Consider the following 21,539-nt stretch of genomic DNA (forward strand, 5'->3'; position numbering starts at 1 on the left):
GGATCAGCTTGGGAGCACGGCAGGTCGCAGCCGCCGACGCTGTTCCAACTGGTGGCCCGCCAGGATCAGCGCGAGCGGGACCAGCAATGTCCAGCCGAAGCCAGCCACCAGGAAAAGGCTCGAAGCGACGGCAAGCAGAGCGATCAACCTTGCGCACAGGCTGCGATTGAGCCGAACATAGCAGAGGATGACAGCCAGATAGATGACGATGAAGTTCTGGTTTGCCAGCATCAATCCATCCGTGATGGTGAACAGACCGAGGTGAAGCGCCGTACAGATACCCATATAGGCCACCAGCATGAACGCGAGCGACCGTCTCGGCATGCCATTTCCGGCAAGATGGCCCAGAAATGACGGCAAGATTTGGGCGCGCCCCGCGGAATAGATCAGACGACTGGCGGCAAATACCCAGGCGTTCACATTGGCCAGCACCACAAGAACGATGAGTGGATAAGCGACAATTGCAAGCGGGCTTCCATCCAGCAACCCCAGGAGCCCGGCAACGCCGTGGATGTTCAACCCCGATGCTTCGGCCCCTGTAGCAACGATAGCAAGAGCCGCATAGATTGCCGTTACCAGAACAAACCCTACCGCAAAGATCGTCTTGATCGCTTTCGTGCCGCCGGACACCTCTTCCGTCCCGAAACTCAAGTTCTCCCATCCCAGAAATGCCCAGAAAAGCACAGCGGCGGCAGTCCAGAGCGAGGAGATTGGGACATCCGGGAGTGACAGTGCGTAGTGCCGGTAGGCTGTCGTTCCTTTTGCGAGCAAATCAGGCTGGCTGATGACAATGAGCAGGACGAGCAATACGAGCGAAAGCGCCGATGCGATGTTGATCCAGGATGCGGGTCGCAAACCAAAGAAGTTCACCACGGTCGAGACGGAGAGAACGCCGATCGCCAACCATATGACCGAGCTTTCTGGCAGCTCGAAAATCTTTTGCAGATAGATGCAGCCCATGTATGTCCCGATCGGAATACACAGCATGAACGTTATCGCAAAGACAAGGGAAACGGCCGTTTCCGCCCAGTCGCCCAGGGCAATCGCTGCATAGCGGGCAACGCCGCCGGAACTCTGGACGCGCAATGAGAGGCTCAGGAAAATAACGACGAGCGGAAGAGAGATCAGCATGGTCAGCGGCCAAGCCAATGCGGCTGCCGCACCTCCGCCTGCCTCTATTGCCAGGCCGGGAAGGCCAAGCAATCCGGAGCCGATGATGGTGCATATGGCGAGGACGACGCCCTGTGGGACCGACATTGACTTTTTGAGTGACATGGCAATTCTCCACCCGGTCTTTTCCAGTTCTTCGGGACCGGGCAACGACTGGCGTAGAAGCACAATCGAACCGCTCGGACCCGCTCACCTGTTTTCAACATGCTGTTGTTTCAGATCTCCGGCGTAACGGTACGGCGCAGCCGACCGCTTACCGTCAGATAACGGTCCTCAAGGGCCTCGACCTGCAGGCCTTCCAGACCTGCGGCATCCAGTTGCGTCCGAACTTCCTGGCAAGTGTAGGAACTTTTCAGAGAGCTGAGGTAGTGATCCTGAACCACCCTCGATTCCTGTCCCACGTGCAATTCTACAAGTCGGCGCGCCTCTTCCTCGTTCGCGGGCCGCCGCAGGTCGCGGACGAAGATATGACAGCCGTCGACCGCAAGACGACCGATCTCACGCCAGAACTGATCTGCATCGGCAACATGATGCAGCACGCTATTGCTCAGAATGACGTCGAAGAAGCCGTCTTCAAAACCAAGACTGCGGCCGTTGGTCAAAATCCAGTTGATGCCCTGATGATGCGGTGCAAGCCTCGTTTGCGCCGCGTCGCGGGCAATCGTCAACATCCGCGCCGAGATATCGGCACCGAAGAGCGTCCAGTTCGGCGCATGATTACGCAACCGAAGCAGTACATCTCCCGGACCACAGCCGATATCGAGCGCCCGAACCGACGGTCTGTCGACCGTAAAGACGATCTCTCTCGCCAGCGCCTCGTGCGGAACACTGTAGTCCGCCAGCGCGTAGCAAAATTCTTCCTCTTCCGTCATGTATTCCGGCTCTGGAATACGAAATGCCAAACCTGCCATTGACTGCCCCCCTTTCACCCCCATCAATCAACGAAATTTCAACGGGCACCTCATGGGAGGCGCATCATTGTTGTCTGGAAGCATGTATTGCGGCCATTCGAGATCGCCGGCCTGATAGTGACCGAGAAGCGGGCTATGCGAGATCCGATCATACAGATCGATGTTTTTCCTGATCTTTTCGCGTACCGCGTAGCCGCGCTTGTGGGCACCGGCGACCACGTCAAAGCGTTCTCGTGGGTTGATGACCAGCACCATGGCGTCGCAGAGGTTGCGGCTCAGTCGGTTTATGTTGTTGGGGTGGCTGACATTGATAAAGAGCTGCTGGCCGTCAAAGCACATGGACCAGTACTCCTGCTCAGGCTTTGTCGGGGTTCCGTTCACCCAGGGAACGCCATCGTTGTCGATAAGATATTGAAGGGCTTCAACGAAGATCCGCTCGTAGTCTTCCGTGGTCGAAAGGTGTTCCATCGGCTGAAAGAGGACCAACAGCGGACGAGCGGTATTGACTGAGCCATCCCACTGGGACTCTGCCTTGAGATAGGCCTTCAGTCCATCGTAAAGCACTTCAAACCGGTAAGTTCCTGAATCGCCACGAAATGGGATCGGAAGGCAAAGGATATTGCCTCTCTGATGCGCGTTTTGCGCGAAGACACAAGGGAACTCTGGTCCATCCTTGGGCTCGAAGCGCGAGGAAATCTGCTGCATCAAATGACCCGACCAGTCTAGATCGGCAGCACTGGGCGCGCCCAATGACTGAATGTGAGAAGATAATAAAATCATATAATTACCCTTTAATGTCGGTCACAACTGATGCTACCACCAGCTATCGCTCATGCTTGCCCGTCAGGGTGCGAACTTCACATTTGTGGTAAGATGTTCACAACGGTCGGATGTGACAGTATTGCTGAATATCGTGCCAAATTGCCCCACAAGGATAATGAGCGATGGACGCTAAATCTCTCCCGCGTGTTTCAATCCTTGCCTATGACGGCGTTAACCTCTTTGAGCTGGGCGCGGCGCTCGAAATATTCACCCTCAGCAACGCCTTGCAGCCTTGTTATGAGGTCCTTGTCTGCGCCGCACGGGAGGGGGGTAGGATCATGGCTGGACCGGTGAGGCTTGAGGTCGAAGCAGGTCCTTCGGCGCTTCTCGACGCTCATACAGTCATCGTGCCTGGCTGGCTCGACATTGACGGTCCACTTCCCCGTGCCGCCATTCATGTCATCCAAGGTGCCAGCGCAAGAGGAGCAAGGATCGCATCTATCTGCTCCGGCGTCTTTCTTCTGGCGGAAGCAGGTATCATGGACGGGCGCCGTGCAGCAGTTCATTGGTCGCAGGCAAGACTTCTTGCCGAAAGGTTTCCGCGAATCCAGGTGGACTCAAGGGTGCTCTATGTCGATGACGGGGATGTCCTGAGCTCCGCCGGGCGAGCTGCCGGTCTTGACCTATGCCTTCATATTATCCGCAAAGATCAGGGCGGCAAAGTCGCCCGGGCCGTGGCACAGCGGATGGTCATTCCGGCGCATCGCGATGGCGATCAGAGTCAATACATCCCTGCGTCGGCCCAGACGCAAGTGGACGGCCTTGCCGACCTGTGCGCGTGGATGGGGCGAAATCTACAGAGGAAGATTTCGGTCGATGACATGGCAGCACGGGCTCTAATGAGCCGCCGCACATTCATTCGTCGCTTCGAGGCGACAACTGGCACCGCACCCGCGGAATGGCTTATACAACAGAGGCTGGCGCGTGCCCGCGAACTGCTTGAAGAAACTATCATGCCGCTGGACCACATCGCGTTTATTGTCGGATTCGGGACGATCGATTCCTTCCGCCATCACTTCCAGCGACAGTTTCATACATCCCCGGCGGCCTATCGTCGACGCTTTCGCTCCGGCACGGATGCCTGATCCCTTCGGAGCCAAATTGGAAGATAAGACGAATGGAGGAAGATAAGTATTAAAACCGCCCAAAATTCGGGGCTTAACAGCTGGTCGGAGTGGAGTGATTCGAACACTCGACCCCCACGTCCCGAACGTGGTGCGCTACCAGACTGCGCTACACTCCGTGACCAGTGGCGCTCCTATAACCGAGGCCTGCGGCTTTAACAAGCCTTGGCACGATTTTTTTCAGTCGCTCGCACTGGGGCGAAGTACTTTTCAGGAACCAATCCTGCCTTATTTCATTCTCTGATTTCGCACCCTTTCACGCGGCTGGGATTGAATGAACAGCGAAGAAGATTCAAAGCAGAACGCAAGAGATGCCGGTGATCGTCTTCTGGCGGAACATGTATCGGAAGATCCGTTTGCTGCCGCGTTCAAGGCAACGCGCATGCCGATGCTGATTACCGATCCGCGTCAACCCGATAACCCGATCATTTTTTCGAACAAGGCTTTTTCACAGCTAACCGGATACTCCCAAGACGAGCTGGTCGGTCGCAACTGTCGGCTTCTGCAGGGTCCTGAAAGCGACCAAACAGCAATTACACAGCTTCGCGAAGCCATTGCCGCCGAGCGAAGCCTTGAGGTTGATATACTGAATTATCGAAAAGATGGCTCGACCTTCTGGAATGCGCTTTTCATGAGCCCAGTTCGTAACAGCGAAGGCGAAGTCATCTATTTTTTCGCGTCCCAGCTAGATTTCACGCATGTGAAACACAAGCAGGAGGAACTCGCTGCAGCTCGAAGTTTCGCGGAACAGGAGGTAGCGCGCCGTACAAAGGAATTGCGTGATGCCCTGGATGCAAAAACATTGCTGGTTCACGAAGTCGATCATCGCGTCAAGAACAACCTGCTGACCATTGCCTCGATCCTTAAACTACAGGCAAGAACCAGTGCGGATATGACCGTTCAGAAAACACTAAGATCGGTTCTCGATCGTGTCGAAGCCCTCAGCACGGTCCAGAGGAAACTCTTCACGACCTCAGATGTAGAAAGCTTCGATGTATCCGATTTTGCTCGAGACCTCATTACCGATATGATCGGCGCGCTTCGACGTGACGACATTCAGGTCCATTTCGATCTATCGCCAGTCCTCGTGCCTGCCATAAAGGCTTCGCCCCTTGCATTGATCATCAACGAGCTTGTCGGGGACGCCGTGCGGCGAGGTCTGAAAGATGGAGGCGGTGCCATTAACATCTGCATCCGCCGCCTGAACGGGCACTTCCAGATCAGAGTTAAGGACACGATGCTACCGGTCAATGTGGCAGTCGATAGCGAAGCTGAAGCATTCAGCCATACGATTCTGGAAACCTGTGTGCGGCAGGTAAACGCAACGATAGAACGACACCAATACCATCACGACACAATCGTCGATATTCGTCTGCCGGTCGGAAATGTCGAAGAGAGCAGGAAAGCGTGAATATTCTGATCGTGGAAGACGAGGCCCTGCTGGCGCTGGAACTGGAAAGCGAACTAGAAAACGCTGGACACACGATTGTGGGCGTCGCGATGTCCAGCCAGGAGGCAAAGGCCATCATCGACCGGGAGCATCCCGAATTCGCCTTCGTCGACATCCACCTGCTGGATGGCCCGACTGGCATCGATGTGGGCCGCTATCTCGAAAGCAAAGATGTTGCCTATGTCTTCGTAAGTGGCAACCTAAAGCGCATCCCGGAAGATTTTGCCGGAGCGATGGGAGCGATCGAGAAACCCTATACGATGAACGGGCTCGAGAATGCGCTCTCCTTCATCGAAACCTTCGTGCGTGGGGAAAATCGCGGCACCATCCCGCCGAGCCTTGTGCCATCGCCCTGGCTGCGCCAGCGACAGATGACGGAAAGCAGACAGCAGCGCCAATCGCAGGCATAGTTGGCGCTCGTTATCGCCCGACGCCGTGATATTCGAAGCCGTAACGGTGAACTTCATCGGCCGGATAGACATTGCGCAGGTCGACCAGCACCGGTGCGTTCATGATCGGCTTCAGCCGCTGCAGGTCCAGAGCCCGGAATTCATCCCACTCGGTAACAAGGACCAGGGCGTCCGCGCCATTCGCAATGTCGTAAGGGCTGTCGCCTAGGTCGACCTCTGGCAGCATACCTCGTGCGGCCTCCATGCCTTCGGGATCATAGGCATGTACGAGTGCCCCGTTGTCCTGAAGTGCCTGGATGATCGAAAGCGAAGGCGCGTCCCGCATGTCGTCCGTATTCGGCTTGAAGGTCAGTCCCAATACAGCAATCTTCTTGTCGCGCACGGAGCCCCCGCATGCTGCGATAACCTTTCGAGCCATGGCACGCTTGCGGGTATCGTTGACCGCGACTGTCGTTTCGATCAGGCGGACCGGACTGTCATTGTCCTGCGCCGTCTTCACCAAAGCCATCGTGTCCTTCGGAAAACAGGAGCCCCCGTAGCCAGGCCCTGCATGCAGGAACTTGTCGCCGATGCGCTTGTCCATACCAATGCCTTTGGCCACCTTCTGGACATCGGCGCCCACTTTTTCGCAGAGATCCGCCATCTCGTTTATGAAGGTGATCTTCATGGCAAGAAATGCATTGCCGGCATATTTTATCAGCTCGGAGGTCCGGCGATCGCAGAAGAACAAGGGCGCGGAGTTGAGGTAGAGCGGACGATAGACTTCTCGCATCACTTCGCTTGCGCGCTCATCCTCCGAGCCGATGACGATGCGATCGGGCCGCTTGAAATCGGCAATCGCGGCACCTTCGCGCAAGAATTCCGGATTGGAAACTACCGCGAACTCAGCATCCGGGCGCTCCGAGCGGATGATCCGCTCCACCTCGTCGCCGGTTCCAACCGGTACCGTCGATTTCGTCACGACGACCGTGAAACTGGTCATGGCGTGCGCGATATCCTTCGCTGCGGCGTACACATAAGAAAGATCGGCATGGCCATCGCCACGACGTGAGGGCGTCCCGACAGCGATGAACACCACGTCTGCCTCTGCCACCGCCGCCTTCAGATCCGTGGTGAACATCAGGCGACCCGCCTTGACATTCGACTTTACCAGTTCGTCCAGGCCCGGTTCATAGATGGGAATGGTACCTGCCTTCAGGGCGGCAACCTTTTCCTCGACATTGTCCACGCAGGTCACATGGTGACCGAAATCGGCAAAGCACACACCCGATACCAGACCCACATAGCCGGCACCGATCATCGTAATACGCATGAATAGCTCTCGCTTGACGTTCTCCCGGGCGGGAGCATGAAGGGTTCATAGCCATGGCATATAGGCCATGCTCTCAACTTTCAAATGTCATTCAGCTACCATTGACGAAAGTCGCGCGCGAAATCCCATGTCGCTGAAGCTTGTCGTAGAATGTCTTGCGCGGAATTCCCAAGGCCTCAATCGTGCGCTTCACGTCCCCCTCATTCGCCTGAAGGGCCTCCCGTATCAGTTCCGCCTCGATTTTCGCCATGCGGTCCGGCAGCGTTCCGGAGCGATCCATTACGTTAGCTTCCGGCATCACGGTGTCATGGGTAAGCGTCTCGAGACCCAGAACGAACCGCTCGGCGAAATGGTTCAGCTCGCGAACATTGCCGGGCCACGTGTGATCCTGCAGATGGCGGTTGAGGGAGATCGTCAGCGGTGGAACCTCGCGATTGAAACGCTTGGCCGCGCGCTGGCAGAAAAAGCGGAAAAGCAGTGGCACGTCGTCCCGCCTCTCACGCAAGGGAGGGATAAACAGGCTAACAACGTTCAATCGATAATAGAGATCTTCGCGGAAATCGCGGCGTTCCTGCGGGTTGCCGAGATCGACCTTGGCGGCGGCGATGACCCGTAGATCGACTGGCCGCACCTCATTCGTACCGAGCGGCGTAACCTCGCGCATCTCCAGGACCCGCAGCATCTGAATCTGGGAGGCTGGCGGCATGCTCTCGATCTCATCCAGAAAAAGAGTGCCGCCGCTGGAATGCTCAATGCGCCCGACACGTCGCTTCTGTGCGCCGGTGAAAGCGCCCGTCTCGTGCCCGAACAATTCGCTTTCCAAAATCTGCTCCGGCAAGGCGCCGCAGTTCAGGGCTACGAAATTCCCCTTCGAGCGGCTGCTCCATCGGTGCAGAAGGCTCGCCACGACCTCCTTCCCGGTGCCGGTTTCGCCCGTCAGGAGAACGTCCACATCTGTGTCGGCGATCTGGCGAATGGTGTTTCGAAGCCGCTGCATGACGGGGGTTTGACCGAGAAGGGTTACATCACCCTGATCTTCATCCTGCACCGCCTCGCGCAAACGGCGGTTCTCGAGCACAAGCTTGCGCTTTTCAGCAGCACGCCTCACGCATTGGACCAGACGATCAGCGGCAAAAGGCTTGGTCATGAAATCATAAACGCCTGCCTGAATAGCCGCCACGGCCATGGGAATATCGCCATGCCCGGTCATGAGGATGACAGGTATATCGGGGTCGATGGATCGAATACGCTCGAAAAACTCCAGACCATCCATAGCAGGCATTCGAATGTCTGAGACGACGACGCCGGCATAGTCGCGATCGAGACTGCTCAATGCTTCCAACGCAGAGGTGCGGCTTGTGACGGAGAAACCGGCAAGATCAAGAGTCTGAGCGGTGGCTTTCAACAGATCCCGGTCGTCATCGACCAGAAGGAGAGAGGTCGTAGCGTTCATCTGTCAGCCCGCTTCAGATCAATGAGGAAGATTGTGCCCTGCGACGAGGTCTCCACCGAAAGCTTGCCGCCATAATCCGTCACGATGTCCTTGGCGATGACGAGACCGAGACCAAGCCCTTTTTCCTTCGAGCTGTTAAAAGGCGAGAACAGCTGTTCCTGGATTTCTGGAGCTATGCCGCCGCCATTGTCTTCAATTCTGATGTGAATCCTGTCGGCATCGCGGCCAGCGGAGACGACCACCGTCCCGTCAGCGACAGGTTCGACCGCTTCCAGCGCATTCTGGATCAGGTTGATCAGCACCTGCTCCAACCTAAGACGGTTGCCGATCGCGTACAGATCCTGTTCTTCCGCCCGGATCTCGACCCGGTCCAGACGTCCGGAGAAGCGGCTTTTCAACAGGACCAGCGCACCCGCGATCGCTTCCCGCATATCCACCGGCTCGGCTGCAGATCGACCGCGCCGTGCAAGGGCCTTCAGATCTTCGGTAATAGACCCGATCCGTTCAGTCAGTCCGGCGATCTCCGTAAGGTTGTCACGCGCTGCATCCTCTCGCTGACGGTCAAGATAGGTCAGGGCATTATCGGCATAGGCACGGATTGTCGCGACAGGCTGGTTGATCTCATGAGCGACACCGGCCGCCACCTGTCCAAGAATGGCCAAGCGGTTTGCTTGGAAGAGTTCCTCCTGAACGCCCTGCAAGCGGTTCTCGGTGGCTCGGTGATCGGCAATTTCCGCCTCCAGACGGTCTCTCGCCCGGCTCAGATCCGTCGTGCGCTCCAGAACCCGACGTTCCAGCTCGATCCGAGCCGCCTGCTCGGCTGCGATATGACGCAGAGATGCCTGTCTGCGCCAGATCACAAGAGCGGCGAGGCCAAGCAGGGGCAACAGGATGGCCATGGATAAAACCTGCGCCTGCCCCACACCATTGTCGAGTTGCGGCTGGACGGGTAGCAGATACCTGAGTGACCAGGGGGTGGATGGCACTGGGAGGCTCATTTCGACAAACCCGGCGAGTGAGGCTCCTGGAAGCAATGCATCAATTGTAGCGGCATCCCCGGAAAGCTGTCGTTCCCGCGTGATCGGCAAGGGCAGAAGCGGTGCATCGCCAAATTGCAGGCTACTCCTGATCTCGGCTTGCACCGGCGGAGACAAGGGCGCCTCGACCATGAACCGCCAGGACTCGATGCTCGTGATCAGCACGACGCCATGGGCGTCCGTGACATAGGTCGGTCGTTGAGCATCGCGCCAGTCTCGCTCCAATTGGTCGAACTCGGCCTTTGCGACCACCACCCCTATAGGGTTGTCCGGCGGACCCACTCTTTGCGAGATGTAGAGACCCGGGCGCAGGCTGATGCTGCCGAGCGCAAAATGCTCCGCCTTTCCTTCAGCCATCGCGCGGGAAAAATACTGACGAAAACTGTAATCGACACCGACGAAGCTCGACGGTTCACGCCAATTGCTGGACGCAATGGCAACGCCGCGGCGGTCGATCACATAAATCACCGAGGCATTTGTCCCCTCCACGAGATCCTGCAGCTTACGGTTCAAGGCATCGAGATGCTCTTGCGTTGGAGCGGTGAGCGTATCTGTAACATCCCGATCACGGGCCAGAATCAGCGGCAGAGCCCGCGGTCGCTCCAGCACTGCTTTCAGAAACGCGACCTTGAGACCTGCATCGATCCGGCTTTGCTGTTCGAGGTCCTGCATCGTGGCATCGACCGCGATGGTGCGAACCGTCATGAGCGTAACTGTACTCAACAGGATGGCCACCACGGCGAAAATGAACCATGGACGGTGCGTCTGACGCACCGAAACCTTTGCCCGAGGAGAATAAAGTTCACCGGAATCCATGTGCGAAAAATCGCACAATTACTTTTGCTAGGCAATGCAATCCATGCGGAAAATCGCACGACCTTGGACCGATCTTTTCCAATCACGATAATTAATCATTACAAATCAGTTACATAAAGAAATCACGTGATCTGGCACGTCCGTTGCAGAGCTGGTGGCATCATCAAATGTCGCCTCGGGAGAACCATTGGGTAGGGGCGCGAAGGAGGATCAACATGGAATTGAATCTCGATGCTGCCGCCCCCCGCGGCAAGGTGCCACTTTATCGGCAGCTTTATGTTCAGGTGCTCGTTGCCATTACGGCCGGTATCATTCTCGGTCATTACTATCCGGATATCGGCGCTTCCCTGAAGCCATTGGGCGATGCCTTCATCCGTCTGGTGAAGATGATCATCGCACCGGTTATTTTCCTCACGGTTGCCACCGGCATTGCCGGAATGACCGACCTGAAGAAGGTAGGCCGCGTTGCCGGAAAGGCAATGATCTACTTCCTGACCTTCTCAACGCTCGCGCTTGCTGTTGGCATGCTGGTTGCAAATGTCGTGCAGCCGGGCTCAGGAATGCATATCGATCCGGCCTCGCTGGATGCCAAGGCTGTTGCCACTTATGCAACAAAAGCCCATGAGACCACGATCACCGGCTTCCTGATGAACATCATCCCGGAAACCATCGTCGGCGCATTCGCGCAGGGCGATATCCTGCAGGTGCTGTTCTTCTCGGTGCTGTTCGGTATTTCGCTGGCGATGGTTGGTGACAAAGCAAAGCCTGTGACTGACTTCCTGCATGCGGTCACGGCTCCGATCTTTAAGCTGGTTGCCATTCTCATGAAGGCTGCCCCCATTGGTGCCTTCGGCGCCATGGCTTTCACGATTGGCAAATACGGCATTGGCTCCGTTGCCAACCTCGCCTTCCTGATCGGCACATTCTACCTGACCTCGCTCCTGTTCGTGGTCGTGGTGCTCGGCGCCGTCGCCCGTTACAACGGCTTCTCGATCTTCGCGCTCATTCGCTACATCAAGGAAGAGCTGCTGCTGGTTCTGGGAACATCTTCCTCGGAAGCGGCACTGCCGGGCCTCATGCAGAAGATGGAACGCGCAGGCTGCAAGCGTTCTGTCGTCGGCCTCGTCATTCCCACAGGTTACTCGTTCAACCTCGACGGCACCAATATCTACATGACGCTGGCGGCACTCTTCATCGCCCAGGCGACCGATATCCAGCTGTCATTCGCGGATCAGATCCTGCTGCTGCTGGTCGCTATGCTGAGTTCGAAGGGTGCGGCCGGTATCACGGGCGCAGGCTTCATCACGCTGGCGGCCACGCTTTCGGTGGTTCCTTCGGTTCCCGTGGCCGGTATGGCGCTGATACTCGGCATCGACCGCTTCATGTCCGAGTGCCGTGCCCTGACGAACTTTGTCGGCAATGCGGTGGCAACCATCGTGGTGGCACGCTGGGAAAATGAACTTGACCAGACGAAGCTTCAGGAAGCACTGGCCGGACATGTCTCGGAGCCGGTCGCCAGTGGCACCTTGCAGGCTGCGGAATAATTCCTCCCAAGGAATAGGGCACGTCTGAACGAGCCCTGATGACGAGCCCGCTGTTTCATCCCGGCGGGCTTTTTCATGCCCCTATCGCATCACGGACCGTTCACAAAAGCCAGTATCAACTGATGGACAGCGCCACCGTCACTCAACTCGATCCGATCAAACTCGGCATTCTTGGCACGCTCAGCCTTGGAAAGTTCGCCGAGGCGTTTGGTCAGAACGTCGCGAATACGCTTGCAATCAGGATCATTCTCGACTCGCAAACCAAGGCTGAAATCCTGTATCTGCTGCACGAGTTCCTTGGTAAAGCCGCCATGGACACGCTCGTGCTTCTCAACGCCTGCGATGAAACGGGCCCAGTTCTGCGCCACATCGGGCGGCAGCGGATTGGCGGGTTTCGGCATTGTGTAGGTGATGATCAGCTTCGGCTTCGCGACCGTGATGGCGCAAGCGGTCCCCTGCACCTCGTATTTGCGCGTCCAGGTCAGCTTGAAACTGGTATGAGCGATGGCCTGCACACCGGCCTGCGGGCCTTTTTCGCCTATTGATCGATACAGATCGATGCCCGTCTTGCCTGTGATGGCATAGGTCTTGATCTGCTCGACCGCCTGCCAGTCGGTGGCGTTGGCGTGGCCGGCAAGTGCCGTCGAAACACTGATGGAAAAGCCGATGAAAATCGATGCTGTCTGAAGTCGCACTGTCTGTCTCGCGCCGAGATGAACCCGGCGCGACTATTGCTGTCTCAGAAGCAGCAAGGCAAGCCTTGCCTCACCCAATTGTCATCAGGCTGGCATTGCCGCCAGCGGCTGCCGTGTTGATCGAGGTAGATACTTCCTCCAGCAGCCAGTTCAGACAATAGGCATCGGGCTTGGCCATAGCATGTGATGCCGCAGCCTGTGCGAGGACCAGGGGGCCAGGAAGTGCTGCCAGGCGCCGAAGCGATTCTGTCAGAAACTCACCCTCTCCCTCGATCAGCGCACCGGCGAAGGGTGCATCAGCTTTCCAGTCTTTCGTACGCTGCAAGCGTGCTGCCACGCTTGCCGGAAGCGCATGCAGAAGGTCCGCAAGAACCGAATTGCTGATGTCAACGACGGCTATATTTCCTGTGGCCAGAGCAGCGGCCAATTGCTGATAAAGACCAGCTTCTGTTTGCGGAACCAGCAGGATACGACCTCGCGGGTGAAGCGCGTAGAGGTTCTGCTCGCCAACCGGTCCTGGCAGTTGCAGTTCAAGCCCCAACGCCGAAGCGCCGCCAATCGTGCGCCCCAATTCGGCCGCTTGCGCCTGCTGACGATCTTCCAGCCAACGGGCAAAATCGCCCAGGGCCGCATCGCGATGCACCGAGCTCAACTGCGGCGGCACCGGAGGTGTCTGGACAAGACGACCGAGATAAAGAGGACCGCCCGCCTTCGGACCGGTTCCGGACAGGCCACGACCACCAAATGGCTGCACACCCACAACGGCACCGATGATGTTGCGGTTCACATAGCGATTGCCGGTCTTCACGCGGCTGAGCACGTGGGCGATGGTTTCATCCAGGCGCGTGTGCAAGCCGAAGGTCAGGCCATAGCCCGTGGCATTGATATCGTCGATCAGGCGGTCGAGGTCGTTCCGCTTGAAACGGATGACGTGAAGAACCGGCCCAAAAATCTCACGCTGCAGATCCTTGATCGAAGTAAGTTCCACAATCGTGGGGGCAACGTAGGTACCGAGTTCAGTTTCCCTCGGCATTGCCGCCTGATGGATGGTACGCCCCAGAATGCGCATCCGCTCTATGTGACCTTCGATCGTCTGGCGCGCCTCTTCTGTAATGACCGGGCCGATATCAACGGATAGCCGGTCGGTCCTGCCAATGGATAGCTCGGCGAGCGCACCCTTCAGCATCGTCAGAACACGATCGGCAACGTCGTCCTGCAGGCACAAGACGCGAAGTGCTGAGCAGCGTTGGCCAGCGCTATCGAAAGCAGACGCAATGACATCGCCGACAACCTGTTCGGCCAGAGCAGACGAATCGACGATCATGGCATTCTGACCGCCCGTTTCAGCAATCAGCGGAATGGGCTTGCCTGCGGAAGAAAGACGACCCGCCAATTGCTTCTGGATCAGCCTCGCCACCTCCGTCGAGCCAGTGAACATGACGCCCGCGGTTTCGGGAGCCGCCACGAGAGCCGCGCCGATGCGGCCATCACCGGGAAGAAGCTGGATGACGCTCCTTGGAATACCTGCTTCGTGCAGGACGCGAATCGCCTCGTAGGCAATCAGCGGCGTTTCTTCCGCCGGTTTGGCGAGAACCGTGTTCCCTGCAACCAGGGCGGCAGAGATTTGGCCGAGGAAGATGGCGAGCGGGAAGTTCCACGGGCTGATGCAGACAATGGGACCAAGCGGGAGATGTGAAACACCAAGCGTCCGGCGGGCCTGTTCGGCATAGTAACGCAGGAAATCGACCGCTTCACGCACTTCGGCAATGGCGTTGGGGAGAGATTTTCCGGCCTCTCGCATGATCAGCGGCAGCAGGTGATCCATGCGCTCTTCCAGGAGAGCGGCGGATCGATCCAGCAAATCGGCTCGCTCGGCGGCTGTCACGGCCTGCCAAGGGGCAAGAGCCTCAGCTGCCGCTGCTGCGGCTTTCACAACGTCCTGCGTCGTGACGGGGATGACGCTTCCAACCCGGTCGCGATGGTCGGCAGGGTTCGAAACAGGCTGCTCCTCACCGAGATCTGGCTCAAAACCAAGGAGCGGCTTTGCCTGTACGGGCGAGGCTGAAGCGGCCTTGAACGTAGTGGAAAGGCTTTGAAGCGTCTGTTCGTTGGAAAGATCAAGGCCAGCGGAATTCAACCGGCTCTTACCGAAAAGTTCGCGCGGCAAGGCGATCTTGTCATGCTTCGAGCCCGGTCTGGCCTGAGCGCGCGTGACCTCGACCGGATCGGCAATCAGGTCATCAATGCTGACCGTTTCGTCACCGATACGATTGACAAAGGATGAGTTGGCACCGTTTTCCAGAAGACGGCGCACGAGATAGGCCAACAGGGTTTCATGCGTGCCAACAGGCGCATAGATGCGGCATGGCCGTGCCAGCTTTGCCGGATCAACAACCTCTTCATAAAGAGGCTCGCCCATGCCGTGCAGGCACTGGAATTCATAGCTGCCGATGGAAAATTCCGGCCCTGCCAGTTGATAGATGGTGGCCAGCGTCTGCGCATTATGAGTGGCAAACTGCGGGAAGACGAGATCGCGCGCTGCCAGCAGCTTGCGAGCGCAGGCGATGTAGGAAACATCGGTATGGGCCTTGCGTGTAAAGACGGGGAAGTCCACTAGACCATCCAGTTGCGCACGCTTGATTTCTGCGTCCCAGTAGGCGCCCTTGACCAGTCGCACCATGATGCGATGGCCGGACCGGCTGGCAAGATCGATGATGAAATCGAGCACGAAGGGGCAGCGCTTGCCATAGGCCTGCACGACGAAACCGATACCGTTCCATCCTGCGAGTTCAGGATCGAAGCAGATCTCTTCCAGAAGATCGAGCGAAAGCTCAAGTCGGTCGGCCTCTTCCGCATCGATATTGAGGCCGATGTCATAGCCTTTCGCCAAGTGGCAAAGGGCCTTCACCCGAGGCAGCAATTCCGCCATAACGCGCGCCGCCTGGGAGCGGGAATAGCGTGGATGCAGGGCCGACAGTTTGATGGAGATGCCCGGACCGGCATACACTCCGCGCCCATTTGCTTGCCTTCCAATGGCGTGAATGGCGTTCTCATAATCACGGAAGTATCGCTCGGCATCGGCCTTCGTTGTAGCTGCTTCTCCCAGCATGTCGTAGGAATAGCCAAAGCCTTTCTGCTCCATCTCGCGAGCACGGCTCAGAGCTTCATCGATCGTCTCGCCGGTGACGAACTGTTCGCCCATCATGCGCATGGCCATATCGACGCCGCGACGGATGACCGGCTCGCCGCATCGGGCGATCAAACGGGTTAACGCTGCCGTCAGGCTTCGATCATTCACGGTCGCGGTCAGCTTGCCGGTCACGACAAGTCCCCAGCTTGCCGCATTGACGAAGAGCGACCTCCCGCCGCCGACATGGGATTTCCAGTCACCATGGGAGATCTTGTCGCGGATCAGCGCATCGCGTGTCGCCATGTCGGGGATGCGCAGCAGCGCCTCTGCGAGGCACATGAGCGCCACTCCTTCCTGGCTGGACAGCGAATATTCGTGAACGAGCCCCTCAACGCCAGAGCCACGATGCTTTCCTCGAAGAGCAGTCACCAGCGTTCTTGCAGTTTCGCGCACTGCCTGCTTCTGCTGCGGTTCCAGACTGGCCTCATCGAGAAGTGGCAGGACGCAATCAATTTCCGCACGACGATAGGCATTGGTGATCGCCTGCCGCAGTTGCGATGGCGGCCGGATCGACGGAGCAAAATCACTGAAAGCAGGTTTGAGAGCATAAGGGTCTGCGACCGACAGCGGAGTTTGCACAGTCATGGCTCAAGCCTCGTATCAAGGGAAACAGTGGGAAAATGATACTACGGCAAACCGCAACGCGAGAGACTATTCTGCGCATTGTTTTCAGGTATTATCACCTGATATGGACGTAAAAGCAGGCAAATTCACCATGGAAATCCGCAAAACAAGCGAACTCGACGCATTCGATCTGAAGATACTGGATGTTGTGGCCGCAGATGGCCGGATCTCGGTGACGGAACTCGCAGAGAAGATCGGTCTATCGAAGACTCCATGCAACGCTCGCCTGAAGCGGCTTGTCGATGAAGGCTATATTCTGGGATTTCGTGCGGTGATCAATCTGCCGAAACTGGGACTGGATCACGTCGCCTTCGCGGAAGTAAAGCTTTCCGACACGCGAGAGAAAGCACTCACCGAATTCAATCAGGCCATTTCAAGAATCAAGGAAGTGGAAGAGTGCCATATGATCGCCGGCCGTTTCGATTATCTCATCAAGATCAGAACGCAGAGCATCCGCCGGTATCGCGAAGTGCTGGGAGAAAAGATCTCAAGCCTGCCTTATGTCGCCAGCACATCAACATCTGTCGCAATGCAATCAGTCAAAGAACGATAAAATACAAAAATTGGGCAACAATGCTGCCATTTTAGTCAATGATCGTACCAAATTCCAGCAAAGTGCCCTCGTCAATTGGGCGGATTTCTGGCTTCATGATCATGCTCACGTCAGATGACGCAAGTTTTCCCCCATATTGCCCTGCTTCGGTGGGGCTTTTTTTTGCCCAAGAGCAAGGCTTCATGGTGGCCGATCGTCCGGCCACCGACTTTAAGGGATCCAAAGGTCCTACAGGACCGCACTGCCTGCCATGAAGGCGAGAACCAGAAAGATCAGGAAGATCACGATCGCGATGAAGAAGAGGACGCGGGCAATCGTGGCCGTCGCGGCCGATACGCCTGAAAAGCCCAGAAATCCGGAAATCAGCGAGATGACGAGAAAGATAAGTGCCCACTTCAGCATGGAATAGGTTCCTTCGATGGATTGTGTCCATCAACGGAATGTGAAGCATCTGGTTCCATTGCCGGGTTTGTTCTCGTCATACATCGCAAACTCCGGGCATGGATCTGGTTTTCCTCTCTGTCGGAAGATAGTTAAGCCACAGGCGAAAGACACAAACGACACCTTGTGTCCATGATTCCTGCGGAGATGGATGATGCAGACCAGCCAAACCCTACAGCAGGGATTGAAATCGATTACAACCGCAGGACCTGCGATCATGCTGCTCGGCATGGTTTTGTTCGCGTTGAACGACGCCATGGGGAAATGGCTCGTCGCCAGCTATGGTCTCGGTCAGGTCATTCTCCTGAGAAGCGTTGCTGCGCTCATTATCCTGGCACCGTTTCTGTGGCTCGGGGGCAAGCAGGCGATATTGCAGACGGAACGGCCGTGGCTGCAAGCGGCACGCGTCTTTTTCTCGACAATCGAGATCTTCTGCTTCTACTATGCGGTCATGTACATGCCGCTCGCGGATGTAATGACCTACTGGCTGGCAGCACCGATCTATGTGGCCGCCGCATCACCGTTCATTCTGGGAGAGAAGGTTGGATGGCGCCGATGGCTTGCCATTGCCATCGGCTTCGTTGGCGTAATCGTGACGCTCGAACCGTCGAGTGCGATGTTCACCATGCCGGCGCTGATTTCGATCGTCGGTACTGCCGCCTTCGCCTTCATGCTGATTTCCGGCCGCAGCCTGCGTAACACGCCCGATACGACCCTGGTGTTCTTTCAACTGGCTGCATCCGGGATCGCAGGTCTGTTCATTGCGCCGTTCGACTGGGCTCCTTTGAAATCGACAACGGAAGGCCTGCTTTTGGGACTGCTGGGTATCGTCGCCATGTGCGCGCATATTCTCGTCAATCGCGCCCTGAAGATATCCGATGCCGCGACGGTCGCGCCGCTTCAGTATACACTTCTGCTCTGGGCGGTGATCTTCGGCTGGGCTTTCTTCGGAGAAGTGCCTCGACTGCCCATGATCCTTGGTGCAGCCCTGATTGTGGGCTCAGGCTTGTTCATCTTCTTCCGCGAGCAGCAACTGAAGAAGCGCGACAAGGTGCTGCCGAGCATTCCGGAATAGGACAAGGCGTGCCCTATTCCGGCTATATCACATCTTACATCTTAGATGAGAGCTCGGCGTGCGAGATTCTGGAACAGGGCCGTAGAGCCAAAGGTCCAGGGCGGGCAAGCATCCGAGCGGTTGACCCAGTTTACCAGTCGACCGAGCCGCGCCGTTGCGATCTCCACCCGATCACCGACCTCATGCGTGAAGCCCTGTCCCTTGCCGCGCCGGTCCTTTACGGGCGCGAACATCGTACCCAGGAAGAGCACCGCGCCATCGGGGTACTGGTGGTTGCGGTTCAACAGTTGCCCGGCAAGATTTGCAGGACTGCGGCTGATGGCAGACATGGCACTCTCGCCTGTCATCTGGAAGCCATCTTCCCCCTCCACCAGAAGCGAAACTTTTACCTGACCGAGCTCCTCCAGCGTGAAACGGTCATCGAAGAGACGGATGAAGGGTCCGATGGAGCAGGAGGCATTGTTGTCCTTTGCCTTGCCCAGTAGAAGCGCTGAGCGTCCTTCAACATCCCGAAGGTTCACATCATTGCCCAGTGTTGCGCCGATGATTGTTCCGTCGGAGCGCACGGATAGCACGACCTCCGGTTCCGGATTGTTCCACTCGGAGATCGGATGAATACCGACCTCGGCGCCACAACCGACGGAGGACATCGGCTGAGACTTCGTGAAAATTTCCGCGTCCGGGCCAATGCCGACTTCCAGATACTGCGACCAGAGATTCATTTCCTGCAAGAGCGCCTTGACCTGCGCGGCCTTTTCCGAGCCTGCAGCAACGCCCTTCAGATTGTCACCTATCACCGGCGCCAAACGTTGACGAATTTCCAGAGCACGCGATGCATCTCCCCTCGCCTGCTCTTCGATAACCCGTTCCAACATACTGTCGGCAAAGGTTACGCCTGCGGCCTTGACCGCCTGAAGATCAACCGGCGCGAGGAGTTGCCCGGCTGATCCATCCAGGAAGCTGTCCAGAGAGCCGAGGTCCTGGAAGCTCCCTGATTGCAATGTGGCGACGAGATCCTGCCGCTCAAGAAGGGCAGACATGGTCGGGCCCAGTGGTGTGATATCCAGGACATGCGCATTCCGGACCAGAACCAGGCATGGACCGTCCTGTGCTTTTGACCAGACGCGTCCGACAAGAAGCGCCTCCGGCTCATGCGGCAGGATCATTTCGCTCGTCAATGCAATGCGGGTCACCAGTTTTTCCTCCCTTGGAGTCCCAATTCAGCGTAGCGCCTGGTTATTCATGGCAGCACGCAATCATCAGGCATGTCTAATTTTCAGACCATGCTCTGTCCAGCCGGTTCTCCGAGCAATCATCAGCTGGGCAATTCCGTTGTCTTTCCGATGTCCAGGAACAGCGCAGTCATGATTCGCAGACCTTCTCCCGCTATGGACACCAATGCATGTTCATTGGGGCCGTGCTGACCACACTCTGCGTGCGAATGCGGGATCCAGATTGTCGGAAGGCCAAGAATGTCCGTGAAAACATCGTTCGGAAGCGATCCGGCAAGATTGGGCAAAACATGGACCGATTTGCCGGTTGAGTGCATGATGGACCGCTCCACGAACCGCACCCAGGGATGATCCGGCGGAAAGCGCGTGGCCTTGAAAGGCGCATGGCCGACCTCATGGACCTCCACCATTGGGAAGCCGTGCGCATCGAGATGCCTGCGAAGCGAGGGAAGAAGCTCATCCATGTTGGTGCCGACGACAAATCTCAGCTGGCAGGCTGCGCGCGCAGTGCCACAGATTGCGTTCTGGGGCGCTGCAATGTTGCCGGCAGAGATGGCGAGGACCGCAAAGGAATTCCAGCCGAAGACTCGTTCGGCGGGCGTCAGGCTCTCCTCGCCCCAATCTGCATCATGGCGTCGATCAGGTAGCCCTCGGAGCGCCGCGCGGATATCGTCCGTCAGACTGTCAGGTCGCCATTCGGAGATGAGGATTTGACCGCGAGCGTCGACTATGGTGGCGATGGCATGGGCAAGCAGCGTGACCGGATCGGCGAGAAGGCCACCGAAATTGCCCGAATGAAACTCGCCTTCGCGCATATCGACCCGCAATTCGAAGGACACACCACCGCGCGATCCCATAAATATCGTGGGGATATCGGCCTGGAGGCGCGGCCCATCGGACGCGACCAGAACATCGGCAGCCAGCTCCTGCCTGTGGGTTTCGCATAACTGGTGCAGGCCCTTCGACCCGATCTCTTCACCCATCTCGATCAGAAGCCGAACATTGAACCCGAGAGAACCGCGGTGCTCAATGATATGGCGAAGCGCGAGGATATTGATGAGATGCTGGATCTTGTTGTCCGCTGTTCCGCGTCCGTACAGTCGATCTCCTTCTCGGGAGAGAACGAAAGGGGCCAGACCGGAACGCCACCGCGCTGCCTCGCCATTGCAGACGTCGCCGTGGCCATAGATGAGAATTGTGGGCCGCTTTTCATCTTCGATACGCTCGGCGATCAGGAAGGGGCCGCCGCTCCCGGTCGGATTGTCCAGGATCCGGCAATCGAAACCCATCGGCTCGAGGAAGGGCAACATGTCCTGTTGGAGATAGGCATAGAGATTCTCAACCTGTCCTTCCGATTGACTGACGGATCGACGTGCGATCAGCCGGGACAGAGTATCGAAAAATGCGTGGCCTTCCGCAATGGAATGCGCCGTATCGACAAGCTGCTGATCATTCATATCCTTCAACTCCCATGTGGTGCGTCAGACTACCAGCCTAGGAGCGACACAGCCAAGCGACTCACCTCGCTCTGACTGCCAATGAGGGAGATGCGGCTCCGCCAGACGGCACCGCAGAGAATTGAAAGGATGATGCTTCGCAAAAAAGCTAGGCGGTAGTGACGATTTAGCTATTTGAGCCAGATGGCGATGGCTGCGAGTTTGACGAATCCCATGAAGTTGG

General features: G+C 57.2%; 17 protein-coding genes and 1 tRNA gene. 6 read left to right on the forward strand and 12 right to left on the reverse strand.

Going from position 1 to position 21,539, the window contains the following annotated elements; all coding sequences use genetic code 11:
• Window positions 1–3 precede the first annotated feature (3 nt).
• The 3 genes from MUU53_RS15395 to MUU53_RS15405 all read right to left on the reverse strand — a co-directional run bounded on the left by MUU53_RS15395 (window position 4) and on the right by MUU53_RS15405 (window position 2,786).
• On the reverse strand, window positions 4–1,275 hold the full coding sequence (locus tag MUU53_RS15395; RefSeq protein WP_247261687.1) for an APC family permease: 1,272 nt from the start codon (window positions 1,273–1,275) through the stop codon (window positions 4–6).
• Window positions 1,276–1,385: 110 nt separating this feature from the next.
• On the reverse strand, window positions 1,386–2,081 hold the full coding sequence (locus MUU53_RS15400) for a class I SAM-dependent methyltransferase (protein WP_247261688.1): 696 nt from the start codon (window positions 2,079–2,081) through the stop codon (window positions 1,386–1,388).
• Between the two features lie 27 nt (window positions 2,082–2,108).
• The gene (locus tag MUU53_RS15405; RefSeq protein WP_247261689.1) at window positions 2,109–2,786 is read right to left on the reverse strand and encodes a YqcI/YcgG family protein; all 678 of its coding nucleotides are present in this window, start codon (window positions 2,784–2,786) and stop codon (window positions 2,109–2,111) included.
• A gap of 239 nt (window positions 2,787–3,025) precedes the next feature.
• Between MUU53_RS15405 and MUU53_RS15410 the strand changes: the two genes are divergently transcribed.
• Window positions 3,026–3,988 (forward strand): helix-turn-helix domain-containing protein, encoded by a 963-nt coding sequence (locus tag MUU53_RS15410; RefSeq protein WP_247261690.1) that lies wholly within the window; start codon window positions 3,026–3,028, stop codon window positions 3,986–3,988.
• An 81-nt stretch (window positions 3,989–4,069) separates the two neighbouring features.
• Here the strand turns inward: MUU53_RS15410 and MUU53_RS15415 are convergent.
• A tRNA-Pro gene (locus MUU53_RS15415) sits at window positions 4,070–4,146 on the reverse strand.
• A gap of 155 nt (window positions 4,147–4,301) precedes the next feature.
• Between MUU53_RS15415 and MUU53_RS15420 the strand changes: the two genes are divergently transcribed.
• Window positions 4,302–5,438, forward strand: coding sequence for a PAS domain-containing protein (locus MUU53_RS15420; protein WP_247261691.1), 1,137 nt, complete (start codon window positions 4,302–4,304; stop codon window positions 5,436–5,438).
• Window positions 5,435–5,887 carry a response regulator gene (locus MUU53_RS15425; RefSeq protein ID WP_247261692.1) on the forward strand — a complete coding sequence of 151 codons (453 nt, stop codon included), beginning with the start codon at window positions 5,435–5,437 and terminating at the stop codon, window positions 5,885–5,887. Before MUU53_RS15420 ends, MUU53_RS15425 begins: the two co-directional genes overlap by 4 nt.
• Before the next feature lie 10 nt (window positions 5,888–5,897).
• On the opposite strand, the gene MUU53_RS15430 is transcribed toward MUU53_RS15425, so the two are convergent.
• The 3 genes from MUU53_RS15430 to MUU53_RS15440 form a co-directional block, all read right to left on the reverse strand.
• Window positions 5,898–7,199: a UDP-glucose dehydrogenase family protein gene (locus MUU53_RS15430; protein ID WP_247261693.1), complete on the reverse strand. Its 1,302-nt coding sequence runs from the start codon at window positions 7,197–7,199 to the stop codon at window positions 5,898–5,900.
• Window positions 7,200–7,290: 91 nt separating this feature from the next.
• Window positions 7,291–8,652 (reverse strand): sigma-54-dependent transcriptional regulator, encoded by a 1,362-nt coding sequence (locus MUU53_RS15435; RefSeq protein ID WP_247261694.1) that lies wholly within the window; start codon window positions 8,650–8,652, stop codon window positions 7,291–7,293.
• Window positions 8,649–10,505: a sensor histidine kinase gene (locus tag MUU53_RS15440; RefSeq protein ID WP_247261695.1), complete on the reverse strand. Its 1,857-nt coding sequence runs from the start codon at window positions 10,503–10,505 to the stop codon at window positions 8,649–8,651. The genes MUU53_RS15435 and MUU53_RS15440 overlap by 4 nt, the downstream gene beginning before the upstream one ends.
• A gap of 215 nt (window positions 10,506–10,720) precedes the next feature.
• Between MUU53_RS15440 and MUU53_RS15445 the strand changes: the two genes are divergently transcribed.
• Window positions 10,721–12,049 carry a dicarboxylate/amino acid:cation symporter gene (locus tag MUU53_RS15445; protein ID WP_247261696.1) on the forward strand — a complete coding sequence of 443 codons (1,329 nt, stop codon included), beginning with the start codon at window positions 10,721–10,723 and terminating at the stop codon, window positions 12,047–12,049.
• A gap of 89 nt (window positions 12,050–12,138) precedes the next feature.
• Here the strand turns inward: MUU53_RS15445 and MUU53_RS15450 are convergent, their stop codons facing one another.
• Together MUU53_RS15450 and putA are read right to left on the reverse strand one after the other, a co-directional pair.
• Window positions 12,139–12,744 carry a DUF922 domain-containing Zn-dependent protease gene (locus MUU53_RS15450; protein WP_247261697.1) on the reverse strand — a complete coding sequence of 202 codons (606 nt, stop codon included), beginning with the start codon at window positions 12,742–12,744 and terminating at the stop codon, window positions 12,139–12,141.
• Between the two features lie 70 nt (window positions 12,745–12,814).
• Entirely contained in the window at window positions 12,815–16,519 is a 3,705-nt protein-coding gene (gene putA / locus MUU53_RS15455) for a trifunctional transcriptional regulator/proline dehydrogenase/L-glutamate gamma-semialdehyde dehydrogenase (protein WP_247261698.1), read from the reverse strand.
• Window positions 16,520–16,649: 130 nt separating this feature from the next.
• Between putA and MUU53_RS15460 the strand changes: the two genes are divergently transcribed.
• Window positions 16,650–17,111: an Lrp/AsnC family transcriptional regulator gene (locus MUU53_RS15460; protein WP_062555442.1), complete on the forward strand. Its 462-nt coding sequence runs from the start codon at window positions 16,650–16,652 to the stop codon at window positions 17,109–17,111.
• A gap of 228 nt (window positions 17,112–17,339) precedes the next feature.
• Here the strand turns inward: MUU53_RS15460 and MUU53_RS15465 are convergent, their stop codons facing one another.
• On the reverse strand, window positions 17,340–17,513 hold the full coding sequence (locus tag MUU53_RS15465) for a DUF1328 domain-containing protein (protein ID WP_082547198.1): 174 nt from the start codon (window positions 17,511–17,513) through the stop codon (window positions 17,340–17,342).
• Between the two features lie 190 nt (window positions 17,514–17,703).
• On the opposite strand from MUU53_RS15465, the gene MUU53_RS15470 reads away from it, so the two are divergent.
• Window positions 17,704–18,627: a DMT family transporter gene (locus tag MUU53_RS15470; protein WP_377307238.1), complete on the forward strand. Its 924-nt coding sequence runs from the start codon at window positions 17,704–17,706 to the stop codon at window positions 18,625–18,627.
• 41 nt (window positions 18,628–18,668) lie between these two features.
• On the opposite strand, the gene MUU53_RS15475 is transcribed toward MUU53_RS15470, so the two are convergent.
• Both MUU53_RS15475 and MUU53_RS15480 read right to left on the reverse strand, forming a co-directional pair.
• Window positions 18,669–19,793, reverse strand: a complete 1,125-nt coding sequence (locus MUU53_RS15475) for a fumarylacetoacetate hydrolase family protein (protein WP_247261701.1) — start codon at window positions 19,791–19,793, stop codon at window positions 18,669–18,671.
• A 149-nt stretch (window positions 19,794–19,942) separates the two neighbouring features.
• Window positions 19,943–21,316, reverse strand: coding sequence for a M20 family metallopeptidase (locus MUU53_RS15480; RefSeq protein ID WP_247261699.1), 1,374 nt, complete (start codon window positions 21,314–21,316; stop codon window positions 19,943–19,945).
• Window positions 21,317–21,539: the final 223 nt, after the last annotated feature.

It is taken from the genome of Affinirhizobium lemnae (assembly GCF_022968395.1).
Taxonomy (GTDB): Bacteria; Pseudomonadota; Alphaproteobacteria; order Rhizobiales; family Rhizobiaceae; genus Neorhizobium; species Neorhizobium lemnae.

Coding starts and splice junctions, on each gene's coding strand:
- MUU53_RS15435 (WP_247261694.1), bottom strand. CDS start 8,652: ATGAACGCTACGACCTCTCTCCTTCTGGTCGATGACGACCGGGATCTG.
- MUU53_RS15480 (WP_247261699.1), bottom strand. CDS start 21,316: ATGAATGATCAGCAGCTTGTCGATACGGCGCATTCCATTGCGGAAGGC.
- MUU53_RS15410 (WP_247261690.1), top strand. CDS start 3,026: ATGGACGCTAAATCTCTCCCGCGTGTTTCAATCCTTGCCTATGACGGC.
- MUU53_RS15465 (WP_082547198.1), bottom strand. CDS start 17,513: ATGCTGAAGTGGGCACTTATCTTTCTCGTCATCTCGCTGATTTCCGGA.
- MUU53_RS15400 (WP_247261688.1), bottom strand. CDS start 2,081: ATGGCAGGTTTGGCATTTCGTATTCCAGAGCCGGAATACATGACGGAA.
- MUU53_RS15460 (WP_062555442.1), top strand. CDS start 16,650: ATGGAAATCCGCAAAACAAGCGAACTCGACGCATTCGATCTGAAGATA.
- MUU53_RS15445 (WP_247261696.1), top strand. CDS start 10,721: ATGGAATTGAATCTCGATGCTGCCGCCCCCCGCGGCAAGGTGCCACTT.
- MUU53_RS15470 (WP_377307238.1), top strand. CDS start 17,704: ATGATGCAGACCAGCCAAACCCTACAGCAGGGATTGAAATCGATTACA.
- MUU53_RS15420 (WP_247261691.1), top strand. CDS start 4,302: ATGAACAGCGAAGAAGATTCAAAGCAGAACGCAAGAGATGCCGGTGAT.
- MUU53_RS15395 (WP_247261687.1), bottom strand. CDS start 1,275: ATGTCACTCAAAAAGTCAATGTCGGTCCCACAGGGCGTCGTCCTCGCC.
- MUU53_RS15440 (WP_247261695.1), bottom strand. CDS start 10,505: ATGGATTCCGGTGAACTTTATTCTCCTCGGGCAAAGGTTTCGGTGCGT.
- putA (WP_247261698.1), bottom strand. CDS start 16,519: ATGACTGTGCAAACTCCGCTGTCGGTCGCAGACCCTTATGCTCTCAAA.
- MUU53_RS15405 (WP_247261689.1), bottom strand. CDS start 2,786: ATGCAGCAGATTTCCTCGCGCTTCGAGCCCAAGGATGGACCAGAGTTC.
- MUU53_RS15475 (WP_247261701.1), bottom strand. CDS start 19,793: ATGATCCTGCCGCATGAGCCGGAGGCGCTTCTTGTCGGACGCGTCTGG.
- MUU53_RS15430 (WP_247261693.1), bottom strand. CDS start 7,199: ATGCGTATTACGATGATCGGTGCCGGCTATGTGGGTCTGGTATCGGGT.